At 58.0% G+C, this 21818-nt stretch carries 18 protein-coding genes and 5 tRNA genes; 17 read left to right on the top strand and 6 right to left on the bottom strand.

Annotation, left to right across the window (positions count from 1 at the left end; translation table 11 throughout):
• Positions 1–51 precede the first annotated feature (51 nt).
• Positions 52–1185 (bottom strand): NADH:flavorubredoxin reductase NorW, encoded by a 1134-nt coding sequence (gene norW / locus V1599_RS19655; RefSeq protein WP_395300695.1) that lies wholly within the window; start codon positions 1183–1185, stop codon positions 52–54.
• Positions 1182–2624: an anaerobic nitric oxide reductase flavorubredoxin gene (gene norV / locus V1599_RS19650; RefSeq protein WP_395300694.1), complete on the bottom strand. Its 1443-nt coding sequence runs from the start codon at positions 2622–2624 to the stop codon at positions 1182–1184. The genes norW and norV overlap by 4 nt, the downstream gene beginning before the upstream one ends.
• Positions 2625–2812: 188 nt before the next feature.
• On the opposite strand from norV, the gene norR reads away from it, so the two are divergent.
• Positions 2813–4324, top strand: a complete 1512-nt coding sequence (norR, locus tag V1599_RS19645; RefSeq protein ID WP_112009668.1) for a nitric oxide reductase transcriptional regulator NorR — start codon at positions 2813–2815, stop codon at positions 4322–4324.
• Here norR and gutQ read toward each other — a convergent pair.
• Positions 4317–5282, bottom strand: coding sequence for an arabinose-5-phosphate isomerase GutQ (gutQ, locus tag V1599_RS19640; protein WP_112009667.1), 966 nt, complete (start codon positions 5280–5282; stop codon positions 4317–4319). The genes norR and gutQ overlap by 8 nt on opposite strands.
• A 186-nt stretch (positions 5283–5468) precedes the next feature.
• Here gutQ and mltB point away from each other — a divergent pair, with 186 nt between their 5' ends.
• The 16 genes from mltB to V1599_RS19560 all read left to right on the top strand — a co-directional run bounded on the left by mltB (position 5469) and on the right by V1599_RS19560 (position 17205).
• The gene (gene mltB, locus V1599_RS19635) at positions 5469–6569 is read left to right on the top strand and encodes a lytic murein transglycosylase B (protein ID WP_297115509.1); all 1101 of its coding nucleotides are present in this window, start codon (positions 5469–5471) and stop codon (positions 6567–6569) included.
• Between the two features lie 145 nt (positions 6570–6714).
• Entirely contained in the window at positions 6715–7212 is a 498-nt protein-coding gene (pncC, locus tag V1599_RS19630; protein ID WP_112009665.1) for a nicotinamide-nucleotide amidase, read from the top strand.
• Positions 7213–7301: 89 nt separating this feature from the next.
• Positions 7302–8360 (top strand): recombinase RecA, encoded by a 1059-nt coding sequence (recA, locus tag V1599_RS19625; RefSeq protein ID WP_112009664.1) that lies wholly within the window; start codon positions 7302–7304, stop codon positions 8358–8360.
• Positions 8361–8428: 68 nt separating this feature from the next.
• A complete protein-coding gene (recX, locus tag V1599_RS19620) occupies positions 8429–8929 on the top strand; it encodes a recombination regulator RecX (RefSeq protein ID WP_395300693.1) in 501 nt (166 codons plus the stop codon).
• Positions 8930–9059: 130 nt separating this feature from the next.
• Positions 9060–11687 (top strand): alanine--tRNA ligase, encoded by a 2628-nt coding sequence (alaS, locus tag V1599_RS19615; protein ID WP_395300692.1) that lies wholly within the window; start codon positions 9060–9062, stop codon positions 11685–11687.
• A 241-nt stretch (positions 11688–11928) separates the two neighbouring features.
• Entirely contained in the window at positions 11929–12114 is a 186-nt protein-coding gene (gene csrA, locus V1599_RS19610) for a carbon storage regulator CsrA (protein ID WP_000906486.1), read from the top strand.
• 342 nt (positions 12115–12456) lie between these two features.
• Positions 12457–12549: transfer RNA gene (locus tag V1599_RS19605), tRNA-Ser, on the top strand.
• A 4-nt stretch (positions 12550–12553) separates the two neighbouring features.
• Positions 12554–12630, top strand: a tRNA-Arg gene (locus V1599_RS19600).
• Positions 12631–12694: 64 nt separating this feature from the next.
• Positions 12695–12771 (top strand) — tRNA-Arg (locus tag V1599_RS19595).
• 29 nt (positions 12772–12800) lie between these two features.
• Positions 12801–12877 (top strand) — tRNA-Arg (locus V1599_RS19590).
• A gap of 29 nt (positions 12878–12906) precedes the next feature.
• A tRNA-Arg gene (locus V1599_RS19585) sits at positions 12907–12983 on the top strand.
• A 117-nt stretch (positions 12984–13100) separates the two neighbouring features.
• Positions 13101–13667: a fructose-1-phosphate/6-phosphogluconate phosphatase gene (gene yqaB, locus V1599_RS19580; protein ID WP_112009661.1), complete on the top strand. Its 567-nt coding sequence runs from the start codon at positions 13101–13103 to the stop codon at positions 13665–13667.
• The gene (locus V1599_RS19575; RefSeq protein WP_297115487.1) at positions 13664–14092 is read left to right on the top strand and encodes a YqaA family protein; all 429 of its coding nucleotides are present in this window, start codon (positions 13664–13666) and stop codon (positions 14090–14092) included. The genes yqaB and V1599_RS19575 overlap by 4 nt, the downstream gene beginning before the upstream one ends.
• Before the next feature lie 83 nt (positions 14093–14175).
• Positions 14176–15720, top strand: coding sequence for a glutamate--cysteine ligase (gshA, locus tag V1599_RS19570; protein WP_395300691.1), 1545 nt, complete (start codon positions 14176–14178; stop codon positions 15718–15720).
• Between the two features lie 152 nt (positions 15721–15872).
• Positions 15873–16388, top strand: coding sequence for an S-ribosylhomocysteine lyase (luxS, locus tag V1599_RS19565; RefSeq protein ID WP_112009658.1), 516 nt, complete (start codon positions 15873–15875; stop codon positions 16386–16388).
• 52 nt (positions 16389–16440) lie between these two features.
• Positions 16441–17205, top strand: a complete 765-nt coding sequence (locus V1599_RS19560) for an AraC family transcriptional regulator (RefSeq protein ID WP_395300690.1) — start codon at positions 16441–16443, stop codon at positions 17203–17205.
• Here V1599_RS19560 and leuA read toward each other — a convergent pair.
• From leuA to emrA, 3 genes are all read right to left on the bottom strand, one after another.
• Complete coding sequence (gene leuA, locus V1599_RS19555; protein ID WP_395300689.1) at positions 17192–18847, bottom strand: 2-isopropylmalate synthase; 1656 nt, start codon at positions 18845–18847, stop codon at positions 17192–17194. The two genes, V1599_RS19560 and leuA, sit on opposite strands and share 14 nt — an antisense overlap.
• A 189-nt stretch (positions 18848–19036) precedes the next feature.
• Positions 19037–20584, bottom strand: a complete 1548-nt coding sequence (gene emrB / locus V1599_RS19550; protein ID WP_112009655.1) for a multidrug efflux MFS transporter permease subunit EmrB — start codon at positions 20582–20584, stop codon at positions 19037–19039.
• 16 nt (positions 20585–20600) lie between these two features.
• Positions 20601–21773, bottom strand: coding sequence for a multidrug efflux MFS transporter periplasmic adaptor subunit EmrA (emrA, locus tag V1599_RS19545; protein WP_112009654.1), 1173 nt, complete (start codon positions 21771–21773; stop codon positions 20601–20603).
• Between the last annotated feature and the right edge of the window lie 45 nt (positions 21774–21818).

Genomic DNA, 21818 nt, shown 5'->3' with positions numbered 1-21818 from the left:
TGTGTTGTAAAGTAGGCCGGGTAAGCGGAGCGCCACCCGGCAATTCGAGGGTTAAGCTGGTAGCAATTTCAGCAGCGCGAACGCCTCCTTCATCCGATCTTCGCTCACCACAAAGGCGCGCAGCTGGCCGCTGTCGTCGACGCCGCGCGCCACCATCCCCTGTGATTCCACGGCGATTTGCCAGCTGAGATCCTGTCGCTGCGTTTCGCCCGCGAGGTGCAGCGGCAGCGCCGGCGTTTTCACCTTTACCAGCATGGCGGGGAGCTTCAGCGGCGCGCTGCCGCCGAGCAGGTTTTTCGCCAGATACATCGCGCTTAGCTGAATGGGCTGCAGGAACGGCAGAACCTGGCCGTTGATTTCGGCGCAGTCGCCCAGGGCGTAAATATCGGGCCGGGTGGTTTGCAGGTAGCTGTCAACCTTCACGCCGCGGTGCGTTTCCGCGCCGGCGCGATGCGCCAGTGCGGTTTCCGGGCGCAGGCCGGTGGCGGCGACCACCACATCCACCTCAACGCTGCGGCCGCGGTCGAGCGTCGCGCGAATGCCGCCCTCGGTTTTGACCAGGCCCTGAAGCTGCGACTTCAGCAGCAGGTGCACGCCCATATCGGTCAGGCGATGCTGTAAGCGACTGCTTACTTCTGCGGGCATCAGCGCCGAGAGAATGCTGGCCGCATGGTCGACGAGAGTGACCGATTTGCCCGCCCGGCAGAAGTCCATCGCCAGCTCGGTGCCAATCAGGCCCCCGCCGACTATCATTACCCGACGCGCGTCGCGCAGCACGGCTTCGCTGGCCTGATACTCCTGCTGGCTGTTGAGCGTAACCATCAGCTCGCGGCCCTCAACCGGCGGCACAAACGCGGTTGCCCCCGTTGCCAGCACCAGCCTGTCGTACTGCCACGTCCGATCTTTGGCTTTTACCACGCGGGCGGCGGCGTCAATGTCCGTCACCCACGTGTACGGAAACAGCCGCAGGTTAAATTGCTCCGCGAACGCCCCCGCCGTCTGGCGGGTGAGGTCTGCGGCGCGCTGGTTCTGGCTCATCACGTGGCTTAAATCCGGCTTGTTGTACTCGTCCATGCTGTCGGCGGCGATCACCGTCAGCGGCACGCTCGCGTCCTGCTTGCGGATATTTTTCACCAGCTGGCGGGCGGCAAAGCCCGAGCCGATGATGACGATCCCGTTGCTCATTTTGCCTCCGTTGCCAGTTCGTCAAAGACGTCTTTGCCGAGGGAGCATTCCGGGCAGAGGAAGTTATCCGGCACGTCGCTCCACGGCGTACCTGGGGCGACGTCCTGCAGCGGCTCGCCCAATTTCGGGTCGTAAATCCACTGGCAGACGCTGCACTGCATGCGCGGGCCGAGATCGGCGCTGGCCGCTGCGGTGCAGGCTGGCGGTTGTTCAGCGGTTTTTACCGTGGCTTCAGGAAGCGGTGCGAGCGCCCACTGACGCGCAACGTCACGCCCGTGCTGGCGGCAGACTTCCAGCGCGTCGATATCCGGGCGCCATTTTGCCTTGAGGCTCATGGACATCTCAAAACCGGCATCCTGTAAACGCGTGGAGAGGCGGTCAACCGCGCCGCCGCTCCAGCCGTGGGAGCCAAAGGCGCTGGCGCGCTTGTTGCGAAAGCGCAGCCCGGTCATCTCCTCCACCAGCCCCGCGATTTTCGGCATCATCACGTTGTTCATCGTTGAGGTGCCCACCAGCACGCCTTTTGAGCGGAAGACGTTGGTCAGGATCTCGTTTTTATCGCTGCGCGCCACGTTGAAGATTTTCACCGCCACGTTCGGATCGACTTCGTTGATGCCCTGAGCAATCGCGTCCGCCATCATGCGGGTGTTGTTGGACATGGTGTCGTAGAAAAGGGTGATGCGATCTTCCTGATAGTCCGCCGCCCACTTCAGGTACAGCTCTACAATTTGGGTTGGGTTTTCGCGCCACACCACGCCGTGGGAGGTGGCAATCATATCCACCGGCAGGTTAAAGCCGAGGATCTCGGTAATTTTCGGCGTTACCAGGCGGCTGAACGGCGTCAGGATGTTGGCGTAGTAGCGCTGGCACTGCTCGAACAGTTCGGTTTGGTCCACTTCGTCATTGAACAGGCGCTCGTCGCAGTAGTGCTGGCCGAAGGCGTCGTTGCTGAACAGCACCGCGTCGCCGGTCATGTAGGTCATCATGCTGTCCGGCCAGTGGAGCATCGGCGTTTCAACGAAGATCAGCTGCTTGCCGTTGCCGATATCCAGCGCGTCGCCGGTTTTCACGGTGTGGAAGTTCCACTCCGGATGGTGGTGATGGCCGTTGATGGAGTCGATGGCGTTGGTGGTGCAGTAGATTGGCGTGTCCGGAATGTGGGACATCAGCTCGGTCAGCGCCCCGGCGTGGTCCTCTTCCGCATGGTTGATGATGATGTAGTCGATGTCGTTTAGGTCGATTTCGCCGCGCAGGTTCTGCACGAACTCGCGGCTGAATTTGTGATCGACGGTATCGATCAGGACGTTTTTACCTTCACGGATGAGATAGCTGTTGTAGCTGCTGCCGCGCAGCGTTTTGTATTCCGTGCCGTGAAAATCACGTACCTCCCAGTCACGTTGACCAACCCAATGAATGTTATTTTTAACCAGAATAGACATAGCAACCTCAGCTTTCATATCGCGTGTTTCAAAAAAGATGCGTTAGCTATATCAAGTTGCGTGCCAGTTTTTAGTTGATTGATTTTTAAGTGTTTTAATCTTTATGACCCGTAAGGGGTAGTCATTATGACTATGGGGTTTATGGTCAATATGACATTATTCATTGTCAAAATGACAGCGAGGCGCAGATGAGCTTTTCCGTAGAGGTGCTGGCGAAGATCGCCATTGAATTGCAAACCGGTATCGGCCACCCGGATCGTTTTCAGCGGCTGATCTCCACGCTGCGCCACGTGCTGGGCTGCGACGCCTCGGCGCTGCTGCGCTACGAGGGGCGGCAGTTTATTCCGCTGGCGATCGACGGGCTGGCGCAGGACGTGCTGGGGCGGCGCTTTATGCTTGAAGGCCACCCGCGCCTCGAAACCATCGCCCGCGCCGGAGACGTGGTGCGCTTCCCGGCGGACAGCGCGCTGCCCGACCCGTATGACGGCCTTATTCCCGGTCAGGAAAGCCTGAAGGTCCACGCGTGCATCGGCCTGCCGCTGTTTGCCGGGCAAAACCTGATTGGCGCGCTGACGCTCGACGGCATGTCTCCTGACCAGTTCGACACCTTCAGCGACGAAGAGCTTCGGCTGATCGCCGCCCTGGCGTCCGGCGCGCTCAACAACGCGCTGCTGATTGAACAGCTGGAGAGCCAGAACATTCTGCCGGGTAGCCCGGCGTCGTTTGAGCAGGTCACGCATACGGAGATGATTGGCCTGTCGCCGGGTATGCTCCAGCTTAAGAAAGAGATCGAGATTGTGGCAGCGTCCGATCTTAACGTGCTGATTTTCGGCGAAACGGGGACCGGTAAAGAGCTGGTGGCGAAATCCATCCACGAGGCCTCGCCGCGCGCGGTGAACCCGCTGGTCTACCTTAACTGCGCCGCCCTGCCGGAAAGCGTGGCCGAGAGCGAGCTGTTCGGCCACGTGAAGGGGGCGTTTACCGGGGCCATCAGCAACCGCAGCGGCAAGTTTGAGATGGCGGACAACGGCACGCTATTCCTGGATGAAATCGGCGAGCTTTCCCTGTCGTTACAGGCCAAGCTGCTTCGCGTGCTGCAGTACGGCGATATTCAGCGCGTCGGCGATGACCGCAGCCTGCGCGTTGACGTGCGCGTGCTGGCGGCCACCAACCGCGACCTGCGCGAGGCGGTGCTGGCCGGGGCGTTTCGCGCCGATCTGTTCCATCGCCTGAGCGTGTTTCCCCTTTCCGTACCCCCGCTTCGCGAGCGCGGTGAAGATGTGGTGCTGCTGGCAGGGTATTTCTGCGAGCAGTGTCGGCTGAAAATGGGGCTCTCCCGCGTGGTGCTCAGCCCCGGCGCGCGAGCACACCTGCTGAGCTACGGCTGGCCGGGCAACGTTCGCGAGCTTGAGCACGCCATTCACCGGGCGGTGGTGCTGGCGCGGGCGACGCGCTCGGGGGATGAGGTGGTGATTCACGCCAGCCACTTTGCGCGGCATGACGAAAACGCGCTGGTGATTAACCGCGAGGTGCCTGAGATTGCCTGCGAGAACCTGCGCGAGGCGACGGAGGCGTTTCAGCGCCAGAGGATCGCCCTGGCGCTAGAGCAAAACAACCGCAGCTGGGCGGCGTGCGCGCGGGCGCTGGAGATGGACGTCGCCAACCTGCATCGGCTGGCGAAACGTCTGGGCCTTAAATAATGCCGGCCTGGTAGAAATCCTGCAGGTTAATGGCGCCGCACAGCCTGCCATTTTCGTCGACCACCGGCGCGGCGGTGATTTTGCGCTTCATCAGTACCTCTTTGGCCTCGATGGCGCGGCTGTCGGCATTCAGCGTCAGGCCGCCGCGCGTCATCGCTTTGGCGACCTCTGATTCCAGCTTGCCGCCGCCCACCAGCCAGCGGCGAAGGTCGCCGTCGGTGAAGACGCCCTTCACGACACCCTCGCGATCGCACACGGCCACCAGCCCCAGCCCGGTACGGCTCAGTTCGAGCATCGCGTCCATCACGCTGGTCTCGAGCTTAACCTGCGGGATGGCATCGTCGGTGCGCATCAGATGGTGCACCTTGTTGAGCAGGCGCGCGCCGAGCGCACCTGCCGGATGCGAACGGGCAAAATCTTCTTCGTTAAAGCCGCGCGCCTGCATGACCGCCATCGCCAGCGCGTCGCCCATCATCAGCGTATTAACGGTGCTGGAGGTGGGCGCAAGGTGCATCGGGCAGGCTTCGCGCTCCACGGAGATATCCAGAACGGCTTTTGCCGCCAGCGCCAGCGGCGAGCGGGATTTGCCGGTCATCGCCAGCAGGGCGACCGATTTTTCCTGCAGGCGCGGAATGATGAGATCCAATTCTTTCGCCGAACCGGAATAGGAGATAAACAGCATCACGTCGCGACTTTCGATCATGCCCAGGTCGCCGTGCAGCGCTTCGGCCGGGTGGACGAAGAACGCGGGCGTTCCGGTGCTGGCAAGCGTGGCGGCAATCTTTTTGCCGATATGGCCGGACTTTCCGATGCCTGCCACAATCACTTTTCCCTCACACTGGATAATGGTGTTTGCCGCGCGGACAAAATCTTCACCCAGCCGCTCGGGCAGGCGGCTCGCCTCCTGCAGCTCCAGCATCAGGGTTTGACGGCCTGCCTTTAACAGAAAATCACTCATTGTTCTCTCCGGTTTCGATCGTTCAATCCCCGGCTCAGCTGCGGGGGCGTTAATAGTAATGCATACCCTTCTGGCGATCATGGTTAAAGGTGAAAGATTTTGCATACCGCCACATAACCGCTTCCTTGTGGTGTTGGGGATGCTTTACCATAATTGGCACTTATCGATTCGTTAAATGGATGTCACATGCTCAAGCGTCGTTATGCAGCGTTGTTACCCGCGCTGATTCTGCTTTCTGCCTGTAGTAGCAAACCGAAAACTGAAGCAGCCCAGCAAACGGCTGGCGCGCCCTCCGGGGGCTTTCTGCTGGAGCCGCAGCACAACATGATGCAGATGGGCGGCGACTTTGCGAACAATCCGGCCGCCGAGCAGTTCATCGATAAGATGGTCAGCAAGCATGGCTTTGACCGCCAGCAGCTGCATGAAATTTTGTCCCAGGCGAAACGTCTGGACTACGTCCTGCGCCTGATGGACAGGCAGGCGCCGACGGCGCAGGTGCCAACCGGGCCAAACGGCGCATGGCTGCGCTATCGCAAGCAGTTCATCACCCCGGACAACGTGCAAAACGGCGTGGCGTTCTGGAATCAGTATGAAGATGCCCTGAACCGCGCGTGGCAGGTCTACGGCGTGCCGCCGGAAATCATCGTCGGCATTATCGGCGTGGAGACGCGCTGGGGCCGCGTGATGGGCAAAACCCGCATTCTTGACGCGCTGGCGACGCTGTCGTTTAACTATCCGCGCCGCGCTGAATACTTCTCGTCCGAGCTGGAAACCTTCCTGCTGATGGCGCGCGACGAGCAGGATGACCCGCTCGATCTGAAGGGTTCGTTTGCCGGCGCGATGGGCTACGGCCAGTTTATGCCGTCGTCCTACAAGCAATATGCCGTTGATTTTAATGGTGATGGACACATCAACCTGTGGGACCCTGAGGATGCCATCGGCAGCGTCGCTAACTACTTTAAGGCGCACGGCTGGACCCCGGGCGGGCAGGTTGCGGTGCAGGCTAACGGCGAGGCGTTCGGGCTGGATAATGGCTTTAAAACCAAATACAGCGTGGCGCAGCTGACGGCGGCGGGCTTAACGCCAACGCAGCCGCTGGGTAACGTGGACCAGGTGAGCCTGCTGCGTCTGGACGTGGGGACCGGCTACCAGTACTGGTACGGCATGCCGAACTTCTACACCATTACCCGCTATAATCACAGCACCCATTACGCTATGGCGGTATGGCAGCTTGGGCTGGCGGTGTCCCAGGCGCGCGTCCCGGCGGCGTCACCGTTTAGCCAGTAATTCTTTCTCGTCACCCCTTTTCCTGAGCCGGTGCGCGCGCATCGGCTTTTTTCTGAATGCCCCTCGTAAAACCGGAACCTCGTCCCCATATCTCACCGGAAAGTGCTATCTTGTGCTGCACGTTTTTCCGAAGCCTGGAGCGAGAATGACTGACCATGAATTGATGCAGCTGAGCGAAGTGGTAGGGCTGGCGCTGAAGCAGCGTGGTGCAACCCTCACCACCGCGGAGTCCTGCACCGGCGGCTGGGTTGCCAAAGTTATCACGGATATCGCGGGCAGTTCCGCCTGGTTTGAACGCGGCTTTGTGACCTACAGTAACGAAGCTAAGGCGCAGATGATTGGCGTGCATGAAGCGACGCTGGAGCAGCACGGCGCGGTCAGCGAACCGGTAGTGATTGAAATGGCAATTGGCGCGCTCAAAGAGGCGCGCGCGGATTATGCCATTTCCATTAGCGGCATCGCGGGGCCTGACGGCGGCAGCGACGTGAAGCCCGTTGGCACCGTCTGGTTTGGGTTCGCCACCTCAAAAGGTGAGGGGATCACCCGCCGCGAATGCTTTAGCGGCGATCGTGAAAGCGTGCGCCGGCAGGCAACGGAATATGCGTTGAAAACGCTCTGGCAACAATTTCTACAAAATACTTGATACTGTATGACCATACAGTATAATTGCATCAACAGAACAGAAATCCACGGTGAAGCGCAGCCGCTTCTCCCGGCATGACAGGAGTAATAATGGCTATCGACGAGAACAAACAGAAAGCGTTGGCGGCAGCACTGGGCCAGATCGAAAAGCAATTCGGTAAAGGCTCCATCATGCGCCTGGGTGAAGACCGCTCCATGGACGTGGAAACTATCTCCACCGGTTCGCTTTCATTGGATATCGCCCTGGGCGCAGGTGGTTTACCAATGGGCCGTATCGTAGAAATCTACGGACCGGAATCCTCGGGTAAAACGACGCTGACGCTGCAGGTCGTTGCGGCGGCACAGCGCGAAGGTAAAACCTGTGCGTTTATCGATGCCGAGCACGCGCTTGATCCTGTCTATGCCCGCAAACTGGGCGTTGATATCGACAACCTGCTGTGTTCCCAGCCGGACACCGGTGAGCAGGCGCTGGAGATTTGTGACGCGCTGGCACGTTCCGGTGCGGTTGACGTTATCGTGGTCGACTCCGTTGCCGCACTGACGCCAAAAGCGGAAATCGAAGGTGAAATCGGCGACTCTCACATGGGCCTCGCGGCTCGTATGATGAGCCAGGCGATGCGTAAGCTGGCGGGTAACCTGAAGCAGTCCAACACGCTGCTGATCTTCATCAACCAGATCCGTATGAAAATTGGCGTGATGTTCGGTAACCCGGAAACCACCACCGGTGGTAACGCGCTGAAGTTCTATGCGTCTGTTCGTCTGGATATTCGCCGTATCGGTGCGGTGAAAGAGGGCGAAAACGTGGTGGGCAGCGAAACCCGCGTGAAGGTTGTGAAGAACAAAATCGCCGCGCCGTTCAAACAGGCTGAATTCCAGATCCTCTACGGCGAAGGTATCAACTTCTACGGCGAGCTGGTTGACCTCGGCGTGAAAGAGAAGCTGATTGAAAAAGCAGGTGCCTGGTACAGCTACAACGGCGACAAGATCGGTCAGGGTAAAGCGAATGCGATTTCCTGGCTGAAAGACAACCCGGCTGCCGCAAAAGAGATTGAGAAGAAAGTACGCGAGCTTCTGTTGAGCAACCAGGACTCCAAACCGGATTTCGTGGTTGATGCTGCGGATGCTGAAGAAACCAACGAAGACTTTTAAGTCTCTCGTGTAAAGATGAAGGGCTGCTGATGCGGCCCTTTTTGCATTTCTGAATCTGCAGGTTTTTTATGAGTGAACCGACAACACGCCGACCCGCCTACTCGCGCTTGCTGGACCGTGTCGTACGCATTCTTGCCGTGCGTGACCACAGTGAACAGGAGCTACGGCGAAAGCTGTCAGCGCCCGTCATGAGCAAAAACGGTCCGGAAGAGATTGATGCCACGGCTGAAGATTACGATCGCGTCATCGCCTGGTGCTACGAGCAGCGCTATCTGGACGATGATCGTTTCGCCGGGCGGTTTCTGGCCAGCCGCGGCCGCAAGGGATATGGTCCCGCACGTATCCGCCAGGAGCTGAACCAGAAAGGCGTTGCCCGGGAATCCATTGAAAAAGCGATGCGCGAATGCGACATCGACTGGTGCGAGCTGGCGCGCGAGCAGGCCGTGCGTAAATACGGTGAACCGCTGGCGCGCGAATTTTCAGAAAAAGTCAAAATCCAGCGCTTTTTGCTCTACCGCGGCTTTCTCATGGAAGATATTCAGGATATCTGGCGTAATTTTGCCGATTGAACGCATGCGGGATTTTACTTCCCTTTAAAGAAAACTTATCTTATTCCCACTTTTTCAGTCGCGAGCCTGTCCAGCAGTTTACAGATACAGGCTTGCTACGACATTTCGTTAGCTTGATTTCAGGATAATTATGAGCAAGAGCACCGCTGAGATCCGTCAGGCGTTTCTCGATTTTTTCCATAGTAAGGGACACCAGGTTGTTGCCAGCAGCTCCCTGGTACCGAATAACGACCCGACTTTACTGTTTACCAACGCCGGGATGAACCAGTTCAAGGATGTTTTCCTTGGTCTCGACAAGCGTAATTATTCCCGCGCCACAACCTCACAGCGTTGCGTGCGTGCGGGCGGTAAACACAACGATTTGGAAAACGTCGGCTACACCGCACGCCACCACACTTTCTTCGAAATGCTGGGTAACTTCAGCTTCGGCGACTACTTCAAACATGATGCAATTCAGTTTGCGTGGGAACTGCTGACCGGTGAAAACTGGTTCAACCTGCCGAAAGAGCGTCTGTGGGTTACCGTCTACGAAACCGATGACGAAGCCTATGAAATCTGGGAAAAAGAAGTCGGTATCCCGCGCGAGCGTATTATTCGCATCGGCGATAACAAAGGCGCACCTTACGCCTCTGACAACTTCTGGCAGATGGGTGATACCGGTCCTTGCGGCCCGTGCACCGAGATCTTCTACGATCACGGTGACCACATCTGGGGCGGCCCTCCTGGCAGCGCGGAAGAAGATGGCGATCGCTATATTGAGATCTGGAACATCGTCTTCATGCAGTTTAACCGTCAGGCTGACGGCACCATGGAGCCGCTGCCGAAACCGTCTGTTGATACCGGCATGGGTCTGGAGCGTATTGCAGCCGTTCTGCAGCACGTTAACTCGAACTATGAAATCGACCTGTTCAGCACGCTGATCAAAGCCGTTGCCGACGTGACCGGTGCGACCGACCTGAACAACAAATCGTTGCGCGTTATCGCCGACCACATTCGTTCCTGTGCGTTCCTGATTGCCGACGGCGTGATTCCGTCGAATGAAAACCGCGGCTACGTGCTGCGTCGTATCATTCGTCGCGCGATCCGTCACGGCAACATGCTGGGCGCGAAGGACACCTTCTTCTATAAACTCGTCGGTCCGCTGATCGGCGTGATGGGCGCGGCGGGCGATGAACTGAAACGCCAGCAGGCGCAGGTTGAACAGGTTCTGAAAACCGAAGAAGAGCAGTTTGCTCGTACGCTGGAGCGCGGTCTGGCGCTGCTGGACGACGAGCTGGCGAAGCTTAAGGGCGACACGCTGGACGGCGAAACCGCTTTCCGCCTTTACGACACTTACGGCTTCCCGGTTGATCTGACGGCGGACGTTTGCCGTGAGCGCAACATAAAAGTTGACGAAGCGGGCTTTGAAGCGGCGATGGAAGAACAGCGCCGCCGTGCGCGCGAATCCAGCGGTTTTGGCGCCGACTACAACGCGATGATCCGCGTTGACGGCGCCTCTGAATTTAAAGGCTATGATGCGCTGGAACTGACCGGCAAAGTGACCGCGCTGTTTGTTGACGGCAAAGCCGTAGACAGCATCAGCGCGGGTCAGGATGCGGTGGTCATTCTGGACAAAACGCCGTTCTATGCCGAATCCGGCGGCCAGGTTGGCGATAAGGGCGAACTGAAAGGGAATGGCTTTAGCTTTGCCGTCACCGACACCCAGAAATATGGCCAGGCGATCGGTCACCAGGGCAAACTGGTTTCCGGTTCTCTGAAAGTGGGCGAGGGCGTTCAGGCCAACGTTGACGAAGCACGCCGCGCGCGCATTCGTCTGAACCACTCTGCAACGCACCTGATGCACGCCGCGCTTCGCGACGTGCTGGGTACCCACGTTGCGCAGAAAGGTTCTCTGGTTAACGACAAAGTGCTGCGTTTCGACTTCTCGCACTTTGAAGCGATGAAGCCGTCCGAAATTCGTGCGGTTGAAGACCTGGTGAACGCGCAGATCCGCCGTAACCTGCCAATCGAAACCCATATTATGGATCTCGAGGACGCGAAGAAAAAAGGCGCGATGGCGCTGTTTGGCGAGAAGTATGACGAGCGCGTTCGCGTGCTGAGCATGGGTGATTTCTCCACCGAACTGTGCGGCGGTACGCACGCATCCCGCACCGGTGATATCGGCCTGTTCCGCATCGTTTCCGAATCAGGAACGGCTGCGGGCGTGCGTCGTATTGAAGCAGTAACCGGTGAAGGCGCAATTGCCAGCCTGCATGCGCAGAGCGATCAGCTGCACGACATCGCGCAGCTGCTGAAAGGCGATAGCCAGAACCTGGGCGAGAAAGTGCGCGTTGCGCTGGATCGTACCCGTCAGCTGGAAAAAGAGCTCCAGCAGCTGAAAGAACAGGCCGCGGCGCAGGAGAGCGCAAGCCTCTCCAGCAAAGCGGTAGAAATTAAAGGCGTTAAGCTGCTGGTCAGCGATCTGGCTGGCGTTGAGCCTAAAATGCTTCGCACTATGGTCGACGATCTGAAGAACCAGTTAGGTTCGACGGTTATCGTACTGGCGACGGTGGCAGAAGGTAAGGTTTCTCTGATTGCGGGGGTCTCTAAGGATGTGACTGACCGTGTTAAAGCAGGGGAACTGATCGGTATGGTCGCCCAGCAGGTGGGTGGCAAAGGTGGCGGTCGTCCTGACATGGCGCAAGCCGGCGGTACGGATGCGGCGGCGCTTCCAGCAGCATTAGCCAGCGTTGAAAGCTGGGTGAGTGCGAAACTGTAATAACGACAAAGCACAAACAGACGCCATAGCGGTAACGTTATGGCGTCTTGTTCACTGCGCTATCGATAACGATAAAGTCAGGTTGAGTTTGTGTATATCGGCTAAACTTACGTTTAACAGAATGTGATGCCGTGACTGCTTACACATTACGTGTTTGTCATCGCTTACTTTTTGGCGTTATATGATGGATAATGCCGGGATACAAGAGACCCGACTCTTTTAATCTTTCAAGGAGCAAAGAATGCTGATTCTGACTCGTCGAGTTGGTGAGACCCTCATGATTGGGGATGAGGTCACCGTGACAGTTTTAGGGGTAAAGGGTAACCAGGTTCGTATTGGTGTTAACGCCCCTAAAGAAGTATCTGTCCACCGTGAAGAGATCTACCAGCGTATCCAGGCTGAAAAATCCCAGCAGTCCAGTTACTGATATTGTCGCGTCTCGCTGTCGGGCGAGACGCAACCCTTCCGCTATTTTTCCCGCTTAACGTTACCGTTTGATTTCAACCGCTCAAATTTTCATCTTTCTCGTTGCCTTAATACGCCCTTCAACCTTTATGCTGCTCTGCTGAAACTGTCTGGAATCCGTTAAAATCCGCTTATAAAACACCCTCTTTGTGGCTTTTACATGCTAATTGCGTGTGATTTGTGCAAACGATAAAAGCTTTTGGAAAATTGTTTGACTTATAAGTCCCAGAAAGTAATATATGCGCCACGCAGCGACGAGAAGCTCTTAACGAGTTCCTTGAAGCACTCGAGAGAGGCGTTGTGTGGTGAGGTGGCCGAGAGGCTGAAGGCGCTCCCCTGCTAAGGGAGTATGCGGTCAAAAGCTGCATCCGGGGTTCGAATCCCCGCCTCACCGCCATTTTGCATCCGTAGCTCAGCTGGATAGAGTACTCGGCTACGAACCGAGCGGTCGGAGGTTCGAATCCTCCCGGATGCACCATCTATTACTTCATATTGCTTTAGAAGTGATATGAATATCGAGTAGTACAGTAGTAAATCCCGATGCATCCGTAGCTCAGCTGGATAGAGTACTCGGCTACGAACCGAGCGGTCGGAGGTTCGAATCCTCCCGGATGCACCATTTACTATTTCTGAAAGCAGTATCCCGATGCATCCGTAGCTCAGCTGGATAGAGTACTCGGCTACGAACCGAGCGGTCGGAGGTTCGAATCCTCCCGGATGCACCATTTACTGTTTCTAAAAGCATTATCCCGATGCATCCGTAGCTCAGCTGGATAGAGTACTCGGCTACGAACCGAGCGGTCGGAGGTTCGAATCCTCCCGGATGCACCATATTCTCCCTCTTTGTTTATTCCTTCGACGTTCCGTTAATCATCGCACCTGCAATCAGCGACAAAAACCCCCATTTACGATAAAGTAATGCTTTGTTAATCGGTTAGCGAGAGCACGATGTACGCAAAGTATGACGGTTTGATCTTCGATATGGACGGCACTCTCCTGGATACCGAGCCTACGCATCGTAAAGCCTGGGATGACGTTCTTGGGCGTTACGGCATGCGTTTCGATTTACAGGCGATGGTGGCCCTTAACGGATCGCCGACCTGGCGTATTGCTCAGGCCGTCATTGAGCTCAATCATGCCGATCTCGACCCCTACCAGCTCGCGCGCGAAAAAACCGATGCGGTAAAAGCCATGCTGTTAGATACCGTACGCCCTTTACCGCTCATTGACGTGGTAAAAGACTGGCACGGACGTCGACCGATGTCGGTTGGCACCGGCAGTGAAAGCGCGGTTGCCGAAGCGTTGCTCAATCATCTGGGCCTGCGCCGCTATTTTTCTGCCGTGGTCGCGGCCGATCATGTCAAAAATCACAAACCTGCTCCGGATACCTTTCTGCTTTGCGCAAAATTGATGGGCGTGCCTGCTGAAAAATGCGTCGTTTTTGAAGATGCTGATTTTGGCATTCAGGCCGCGCGGGATGCGGGCATGGCCGCGGTGGACGTTCGCCTGCTGTGAGTGACGCGCTGTCACTTGCCTCACTATTCGCCAGCAGTTTCTTAAGCGCGACGCTTTTACCGGGCAATTCGGAAGTGGTGCTGGTGGCGATGCTGTTTTCCGGCGTCAGTCAGCCTTGGTTGCTGGTGTTAATAGCAACAATGGGTAATAGCCTTGGAGGGCTGACTAACGTTATTCTTGGGCGTTTCTTTCCGCTGCGTGAAAAATCGCGCTGGCAGGAAAAGGCAGTCGGCTGGCTAAAACGCTATGGCGCTGCCACGCTATTATTAAGCTGGATGCCTGTAATAGGCGATTTACTGTGTCTGCTGGCGGGATGGTTACGCATTTCCTGGGGACCGGTGCTCTTTTTTTTGTGCCTTGGCAAGGCGTTGCGCTATGTTCTCGTGGCATGGGTAACACTACAGGGTATGACGTGGTGGCACTAATTGGTGGAATGAATACGCGACCTTCAATCGTCAACCATTACAATTATGCTGGGTAACATTACTTTGACAGGCGGGAGGTCAACTTGATCCCGGACGTATCACAGGCGCTGGCCTGGCTGGAAAATCACCCTCAGGCACTGAAGGGGATTCAGCGTGGGCTTGAGCGCGAAACGCTGCGCGTTAACGCGGATGGAAGCTTAGCGACGACGGGTCACCCGAAGGCGTTAGGATCGGCACTGACACATAAATGGATCACCACCGATTTCGCCGAAGCGCTGCTGGAGTTCATTACTCCCGTAGAGGGCGACATCGATCGCATGCTGAAAATCCTGCGCGATGTCCATCGCTTCACCGCCCGTAATCTGGGCGATGAGCGTATGTGGCCGCTGAGCATGCCATGCTATATCGAGCAGGGTCAGGCTATTGAACTGGCGCAATACGGCACCTCGAACATTGGCCGTCTGAAAACGCTCTATCGCGAAGGTCTGAAGAACCGCTATGGCGCGCTGATGCAAACCATCTCTGGCGTTCATTACAACTTCTCGCTGCCGATGGCCTTCTGGCAGGCGAAATGCGGTGAAAGCGATAAAGAGGCGATTTCAGCGGGCTACCTCCGTCTGATTCGTAACTACTATCGCTTCGGCTGGGTTATCCCGTATCTCTTTGGCGCATCGCCAGCCATCTGCTCGTCGTTCCTGCAGGGAAAACCGACCACGGTGCCGTTCGAGAAGACCGAATGCGGCATGTACTATCTGCCGTATGCGACCTCGCTGCGCCTGAGCGATCTTGGCTATACCAATAAGTCGCAAAGCAATCTCGGAATTACGTTTAACGATTTGCACGAGTATGTGGCAGGATTGAAGCGGGCGATTAAAACGCCGTCGGAAGAGTACGAAAAAATCGGCCTCGAAAAAGACGGCAAGCGCCTGCAAATCAACAGCAACGTGCTGCAGATTGAAAACGAGCTGTACGCGCCGATTCGCCCTAAACGCGTCACGCGGAGCGGTGAAACGCCGTCTGATGCGCTGCAGCGCGGCGGGATTGAGTACATTGAAGTGCGCTCGCTGGACATCAACCCGTTCTCGCCGGTTGGCGTCGACGAACAGCAAATCCGCTTCCTTGACCTGTTCATGGTCTGGTGCGTGCTGGCTGACGCGCCGGAAATGAGTTCTGAAGAACTGTCCTGCACGCGCACGAACTGGAACCGCGTGATTCTGGAAGGCCGTAAGCCAGGACTGACGCTTGGCATCGGGTGCGAAACGGCGCAGTTCCCGCTGACGAAAGTCGGTAAAGATCTGTTCCGTGACCTGAAGCGCGTCGCCCAGACGATGGACAGCATTGACGGCGGCGAGGCGTATCAAAACGTCTGTGATCAGCTGGTTGAAAGCTTTGATAATCCGGAACTGACGTTCTCGGCGCGCATTCTGCGTTCCATGATTGAGCAGGGCATTGGCGGCACCGGACGTTCGCTCTCGGCGGAGTATCGTGAGATGCTGATGCATGAGCCGTTAGAGGTGCTGAGTGAAGCCGACTTTGTGGCGGAGCGTGAGGCTTCCGTGGTGCGTCAGAAAGAGATTGAGGCGGCGGATACGGAGCCGTTTGACGCGTTTCTGGCGAAGCAGGCGTAACAGAAAAGAAAAAGGCCACATCGCTGTGGCCAAAATATACATCTCTGAATTCAGGGATGATGATAACAAATGCGCGTCTTTCATATACTCAGACGCGCATCGTGTAGAAGAGTTCAGTTTATTTTTAAAAAAATCACTATCGGAGGTGACGTATGCCGTTATTAGATAGCTTTACCGTCGACCATACCCGTATGGAAGCACCTGCAGTACGCGTGGCGAAGACCATGAACACCCCGCACGGCGACACGATCACCGTTTTCGATCTGCGCTTCTGCGTGCCGAACAAAGAAGTGATGCCGGAAAAAGGCATTCACACCCTGGAGCACCTGTTTGCCGGATTCATGCGTGACCACCTGAACGGCAACGGCGTTGAGATCATCGATATCTCCCCGATGGGCTGCCGTACCGGCTTCTACATGAGCCTGATCGGCACGCCTGAAGAGAAACGCGTTGCAGACGCGTGGAAAGCGGCCATGGAAGACGTGCTGAAGGTGAAAGAGCAGAACCAGATCCCAGAGCTGAACGTTTACCAGTGCGGGACTTACCAGATGCACTCTCTGGAAGAAGCGCAGGAGATCGCCCGCCATATCATCGAGCGTGATGTTCGCGTGAACAGCAACGACGAGCTGGCCCTGCCGAAAGAAAAACTGCAGGAACTGCACATCTAGGGCACCTTCTCCCTCTCCCCAGGGAGAGGGTAAGGTAAGGGTTATTTAGCCCATGACCACAACCTCAACCTTTTCCTTTGCCCATCGTCCTCTCGTTCCGTTTGCGCATGACTATGCTCATGGTGACAGCGAGCCGTGGCATCAGCATGACTGCGCGCAACTGCTGCATAGCCTGAGCGGCGTCGTGCGGGTGGATACGGCTTCCGGCTGCTGGGTGGTGCCACCGGGTCGCGGCGTCTGGCTTCCGGCGGGTACGCCGCATTCGCTACGCATTACCGGGCATGTTGCCGCGCGCACGCTGTTTATCGATCCGCTGGCGCGGGCCGATCTGCCTGCAACCTGTCAGATCGTGCAGATCTCGCCGCTGCTGCGTGAACTGATCCTCGCGTCGCTAACGCTTCCTGAATCCTACCTGTCCGGCAGCCGTGATGAGCGGGTCTACGAGCTGATCCTTGATGAAATTCGCACCCTGCCGGCGCTGCCTTTTCACCTGCCGGAGCCGCAAAGCGAACCGCTGCGCGGCCTTTGCGATCGGGTCAGGCAAAATGCGGGCGAAGGCTGGAGCATAGGCCAGGCCGCGAGCGTGCTGGGAATGAGCGAGCGGACCCTAAATCGCCATTTCCAGCACCAGACGGGGCTAAGCTTTCGCGAGTGGGTGAGGAGGGCGCGGCTGCTGGAGGCGCTGGACCGGCTGGCGCAGGGCCAGCCGGTATTGCGCGTGGCGCTGGAGTTGGGATACGGCAGCCACAGCGCCTTTACGGCCATGTTTCGTCGGGTGATGGGCATCTCCCCCAGCGATTACTTTAAGAACGACTGACGGCATTAAAGAGCGCCTGAAGCGACGCGCGCGCCACGTCGCTATCAATGCCCACGCCCCAGCGGCTGCTGCCGTCCTGGAACAGGCAGCGAATGTAGGCCACCGAGCGGCTATCGCTGCGCTCGCCCAGGGTGTGTTCGTGGTAGTCCTTAATCACAAACGGCGTATTAATCCAGCGGTTTAACCCGCTGGCTGCGGCGGATAACAGCCCGTTACCTTCGCCGTCAAGCTGGCGCGTTCCGCCCTGCGTGGCAACGCTTGCCGTCAGCCGGAGCTGCCCGTCCTGCTGGCTGTCGCTGCGGTACGTTTGCAGCGCGAAGCGCGGCGTCGACACCAGGCCGTAGCGGGCGCGGAACAGCTGCCACAGCGCGTTTTGCGTCATCTCTTTTCCATGGCGGTCAGTTTCCTGCTGTACGTGCTGGCTGAAATCCTGCTGCAGGGCGCGGGGCAGTTTTAGCCCATGATTATGCTCAATAAGCCACGCGCTGCCGCTTTTCCCCGACTGGCTGTTCACGCGGATCACCGCTTCATAGGTACAGCCGATATCCTGCGGATCGACGGGCAGGTAGGGCATCTCCCAGCGTTCGCCAGGCCGGCGGGCATCAAACCCTTTCTTGATGGCATCCTGATGCGAGCCGGAAAACGCGGTATAGGCCAGCCGTCCCGCCCACGGATGGCGCGGATGGACCGGTAGCTGGTTGCAGGTTTCCACCACTTCCACGACCCGGTTCATATCGCTGAAGTCTAGATTTGGGCTAACGCCCTGGCTGTAGAGATTCATCGCCAGCGTTACCAGGCAGACGTTGCCCGTGCGCTCGCCGTTGCCGAACAGGCACCCCTCCACGCGGTCGGCGCCCGCCATTACGGCAAGCTCGGCGCAGGCGACGCCGGTCCCGCGGTCGTTATGCGGATGCACGCTGATGCAGACGTCGCGGCGGCGGCTGAAGCGGCGGCAGAAATACTCGATCTGGTCGGCATAGACGTTCGGCGTGCTGGCCTCAACGGTGGCCGGCAGGTTGATTACCATTGGCCGCTCGCCGCACGGCTGCCAGATTTCCGCCACCGCCTCACAAATTTCCAGCGCAAACTCCGGTTCGGTAAAGCAGAAGGTTTCCGGAGAGTATTCGTACTGCCAGCGGGTGTCCGGGTTCTCTTCACACAGCTGACGAATAAGGCGCGTGGAGCGCGTCGCCAGCGCGACGACCTGCGCCTTATCCATGCCAAACACCAGGCGGCGGAACAGCGGGGCGGTGGCGTTATAAAGATGTACCGTGGCCTGCTTCGCGCCGCGCAGGGACTCAAAGGTGCGGACGATCAGATCTTCCCGCGCCTGAGTTAACACCTGAATCGTGACGTCATCCGGAATGCGGTTCTCATCAATCAGCTGGCGAACGAAATTGAAGTCGGTCTGCGAGGCCGACGGGAAAGCCACCTCAATCTCCTTAAATCCGCAGCTCAGCAGCAGCGCCCAGAACTGCAGCTTGCGCGCGCCGTCCATCGGCTCGGCAAGCGCCTGGTTGCCGTCGCGCAGGTCGGTTGAAAGCCAGCGTGGGGCATGCGTGATGCGTTGCTCAGGCCAGCGGCGGTCGGGCAGGGAGAGGGGAGGGTAAGGTTGATACTTGTCTGCGGGTGTTTTCAGCATGGTGCGCTCCTGTTGTCTTTTCACTATCGTGAAGGGATTTCAGGCGCGCGGCTTTATCGAAACTGACAATCGCTGTCGCATTTTGGACAAGGAGGCGATCGTTGCCCGATGGCGCTGCGCTTACCAAGCCTACAAATTCAACGTTGGCCCGGTAAGGCGCAGCCGCCACCCGGCATCCTGCGCAGAGGACTAGTGCGCTCCGCCGCCGCCGCTACCGGCACCAAACGGCGGTTTTGCAAACCATACCAGCCCCAGCAGGACGATAAAGATCCCCGCCGATATCCAGAAAATCTCGTTGGCGGAGATAATCAGCCCCTGGTTGGTGATCTGCTGGGCTATCCAGCCGGACGCCTGCTGCTCCGTCATGCCCATCCCCTGAAGCTGGCTGTACATCTGCTGGGAATTAGGGTTAAACGGGTTCACCGCTTCCGTCAGCTGCGCGTGGTGCATCGACTCGCGGTTGGTCCAGAGGGTCGTGGTGATCGACGTCCCGATGGAGCCCGCCAGCGTTCGGGTGAAGTTCGACAGGCTTGATGCCGCCGCCATGCGCTCGGGCGGCAAGCCGGAAAGCGTAATGGTGGTCAGCGGCATAAAGAAGCACGCCACGGCAAAGCCCTGGATGAACTGCGGCCACGCGGATGCGCCAAAGTCCATGCCCGGCTCGAACGTATACGCGCGCCAGTAGAAGCACACGGCGTACATGATGAAGCTGAACGTCACCAGCCTGCGCATGTCGAGCTTGTGGGCGAAGCGGCCGATAATCGGCGACAGCAGGACCGGAATTAACCCCACAGGCGCAGAGGCCAGGCCCGCCCAGGTGGCGGTATAGCCGTAGACCTCCTGCAGCAGCTGCGGCAGCAGGACGATGGCGCCGAAGTAGAGCATGTAGGCCAGGCTGATGCACAGGCAGCCTATGGTGAAGTTTCGCGACTTAAACAGCGACAGATCGACTATCGGGTTATCGTCCGTCAGCTCCCAGACGATCAGGAAGCTCAGCGATATCACCGCGACGACCGTCAGAACGATAATCTCCGTCGAGTTAAACCAGTCCAGCTCTTTGCCCTGGTCGAGCATCACCTGCAGGCTGCCGATCCCAATCACCAGCAGCGCCAGGCCAATGGCGTCAATGCGCCGCTGCTCCGTGCGGGTTTCGCGACCGCGCAGCGTTTGCAGGGTCAGCATCACCACCAACGCCCCAATCGGCACGTTGATAAAGAAGATCCAGCCCCAGTGGTAGTTGTCGCTGATATAGCCGCCGAGGATAGGCCCGCAGATCGGCGCAACGATCACCGTCATCGACCACAGCGCCAGCGCTATAGAGCGCTTGGCGGGCGGATAGTTGTTCAGCAGCAAACTCTGCGACAGCGGAATCAGCGGCCCGGCCACGATCCCCTGAATAACGCGGAAGAAGATCAGCATCGTCAGGCTCGTGGACATGCCGCACGCCCATGAGGCGAGCACAAACAATATCGTTGACCACAGGAACAGCTTCACTTCACCGACGCGCTTCGCCAGCCAGCCGGTAATCGGAATCGAGATGGCGTTCGCCACCCCGAATGAGGTGATAACCCAGGTCCCCTGGCTCAGCGACGAGCCAAGGTTACCGGCGATAGTCGGGATCGCCACGTTTGCGATGGTGGAGTCCAGCACCTGCATGAATGTCGCCAGCGAGAGCGCAATGGTCATAATGACCAGCTGCGCGCCCTCCAGCGGTTTTTGCGGCTTTTGCTGTTGCATAACGCTCACCTTCGGCTTAACCGGCGTTTGCCTTCACGATGTCATCGATCAGCTTATTGACCGGATCGAGGCTAATTTCACGGGCGTTACTTTCATAAGCCGGGCTGGTCCGCACCTGGCTTGCCAGGATCTGGCCGTCGCGGTTGGCGGTATCTACGGTTACCAGCGTTGAAAGGCCAATACGCAGCGGATGATCGGCGAGCTGTTTCGGATCCAGCTCGATACGCACCGGCAGACGCTGAACCACTTTGATCCAGTTACCGGTTGCGTTCTGCGCGGGCAGCAGGGAGAAGGCGCTGCCTGTCCCCATATCCAGACCGACCACTTTACCGGTGTACTTCACGTCATCGCCGTAAATGTCGCTGACGACCGTCGCGGTCTGGCCGATGCGCATGTGCGCAAGCTGCGTCTCTTTGAAGTTCGCATCCACCCACAGGTTGTTCGCCGGTACAACCGCCATCAGCGGCGTGGTGGGGCTAATCTGCGCGCCTGGCTGCACGGAGCGGCGAGAGACGTAGCCGGTCATCGGGCTGACGATCCTGGTACGCTGCAGGGCGAGCCAGGCGTTACGCACCTCGGTCGCGGACTGCTGCACCGCCGGCTGATTTTCAAGGCTTGTCCCCAGCACCATCGCCTGATTCGCGTTGTACTGTTGAATCGCCACATCCAGCTGCGCCTGCGCGCTGGCAACCGCATCGCGGGCGTGCTGCAGCTCTTCACGGCCAATCAGGTTGGCGGTGCCGAGCGGCACGCGGCGGTTCAGGTCGCTCTGCGCCTGCGCGAGCGCGGTTTTCTGCACGTCGATGTTGGCCTGCAGCTGCTTGCTGTTGATCATCAGCTGGCGGGTTTGACGCACGCTGGAGGCCAGCGCGGTCTTGGCTTTTTCAAACGCCTGCTGGGCGTCGGTCGGATCGAGCGTGACCAGCACGTCGCCCTTTTGCACAAAGTCGGTATTGTCAGCCCAGACCTTCGTCACGCTGCCCGACACCTGCGCCATGATTTGTACCTGGTTCCCTGCCACGTATGCATCGTCTGTCTCTTCAGCGTGACGCAATACTAAAAACCAATAGATCCCATATGCCACGGCAATAATAATAAAGAGCAAGGTCAGCAGAAGAAGGGCGCTCTTGCGTTTGCCTTTCTTATTGACCGGTTGCTGCGGGGTAACGTTCTCCGCATTTGCGCTCATTGTAGTTCTCCACGATCTTCTTATTTTCACATCGGCTGTGCCGAC

The organism is Enterobacter sp. ECC-175 (assembly GCF_043968675.1).
Classification (GTDB): domain Bacteria; phylum Pseudomonadota; class Gammaproteobacteria; order Enterobacterales; family Enterobacteriaceae; genus Enterobacter.
Note: the sequence above shows the minus strand (reverse complement) of the source record. Positions and strands in the feature narration are given on the sequence as shown.

What these genes read in the sequence shown, in the direction of transcription:
- norV (WP_395300694.1), bottom strand. Translation starts at nt 2,624, where the DNA reads ATGTCTATTCTGGTTAAAAATAACATTCATTGGGTTGGTCAACGTGAC.
- norR (WP_112009668.1), top strand. Translation starts at nt 2,813, where the DNA reads ATGAGCTTTTCCGTAGAGGTGCTGGCGAAGATCGCCATTGAATTGCAA.
- alaS (WP_395300692.1), top strand. Translation starts at nt 9,060, where the DNA reads ATGAGCAAGAGCACCGCTGAGATCCGTCAGGCGTTTCTCGATTTTTTC.
- mltB (WP_297115509.1), top strand. Translation starts at nt 5,469, where the DNA reads ATGCTCAAGCGTCGTTATGCAGCGTTGTTACCCGCGCTGATTCTGCTT.
- pncC (WP_112009665.1), top strand. Translation starts at nt 6,715, where the DNA reads ATGACTGACCATGAATTGATGCAGCTGAGCGAAGTGGTAGGGCTGGCG.
- recX (WP_395300693.1), top strand. Translation starts at nt 8,429, where the DNA reads ATGAGTGAACCGACAACACGCCGACCCGCCTACTCGCGCTTGCTGGAC.
- yqaB (WP_112009661.1), top strand. Translation starts at nt 13,101, where the DNA reads ATGTACGCAAAGTATGACGGTTTGATCTTCGATATGGACGGCACTCTC.
- gutQ (WP_112009667.1), bottom strand. Translation starts at nt 5,282, where the DNA reads ATGAGTGATTTTCTGTTAAAGGCAGGCCGTCAAACCCTGATGCTGGAG.
- csrA (WP_000906486.1), top strand. Translation starts at nt 11,929, where the DNA reads ATGCTGATTCTGACTCGTCGAGTTGGTGAGACCCTCATGATTGGGGAT.
- norW (WP_395300695.1), bottom strand. Translation starts at nt 1,185, where the DNA reads ATGAGCAACGGGATCGTCATCATCGGCTCGGGCTTTGCCGCCCGCCAG.
- luxS (WP_112009658.1), top strand. Translation starts at nt 15,873, where the DNA reads ATGCCGTTATTAGATAGCTTTACCGTCGACCATACCCGTATGGAAGCA.
- V1599_RS19560 (WP_395300690.1), top strand. Translation starts at nt 16,441, where the DNA reads ATGACCACAACCTCAACCTTTTCCTTTGCCCATCGTCCTCTCGTTCCG.
- emrB (WP_112009655.1), bottom strand. Translation starts at nt 20,584, where the DNA reads ATGCAACAGCAAAAGCCGCAAAAACCGCTGGAGGGCGCGCAGCTGGTC.
- recA (WP_112009664.1), top strand. Translation starts at nt 7,302, where the DNA reads ATGGCTATCGACGAGAACAAACAGAAAGCGTTGGCGGCAGCACTGGGC.
- emrA (WP_112009654.1), bottom strand. Translation starts at nt 21,773, where the DNA reads ATGAGCGCAAATGCGGAGAACGTTACCCCGCAGCAACCGGTCAATAAG.
- leuA (WP_395300689.1), bottom strand. Translation starts at nt 18,847, where the DNA reads ATGCTGAAAACACCCGCAGACAAGTATCAACCTTACCCTCCCCTCTCC.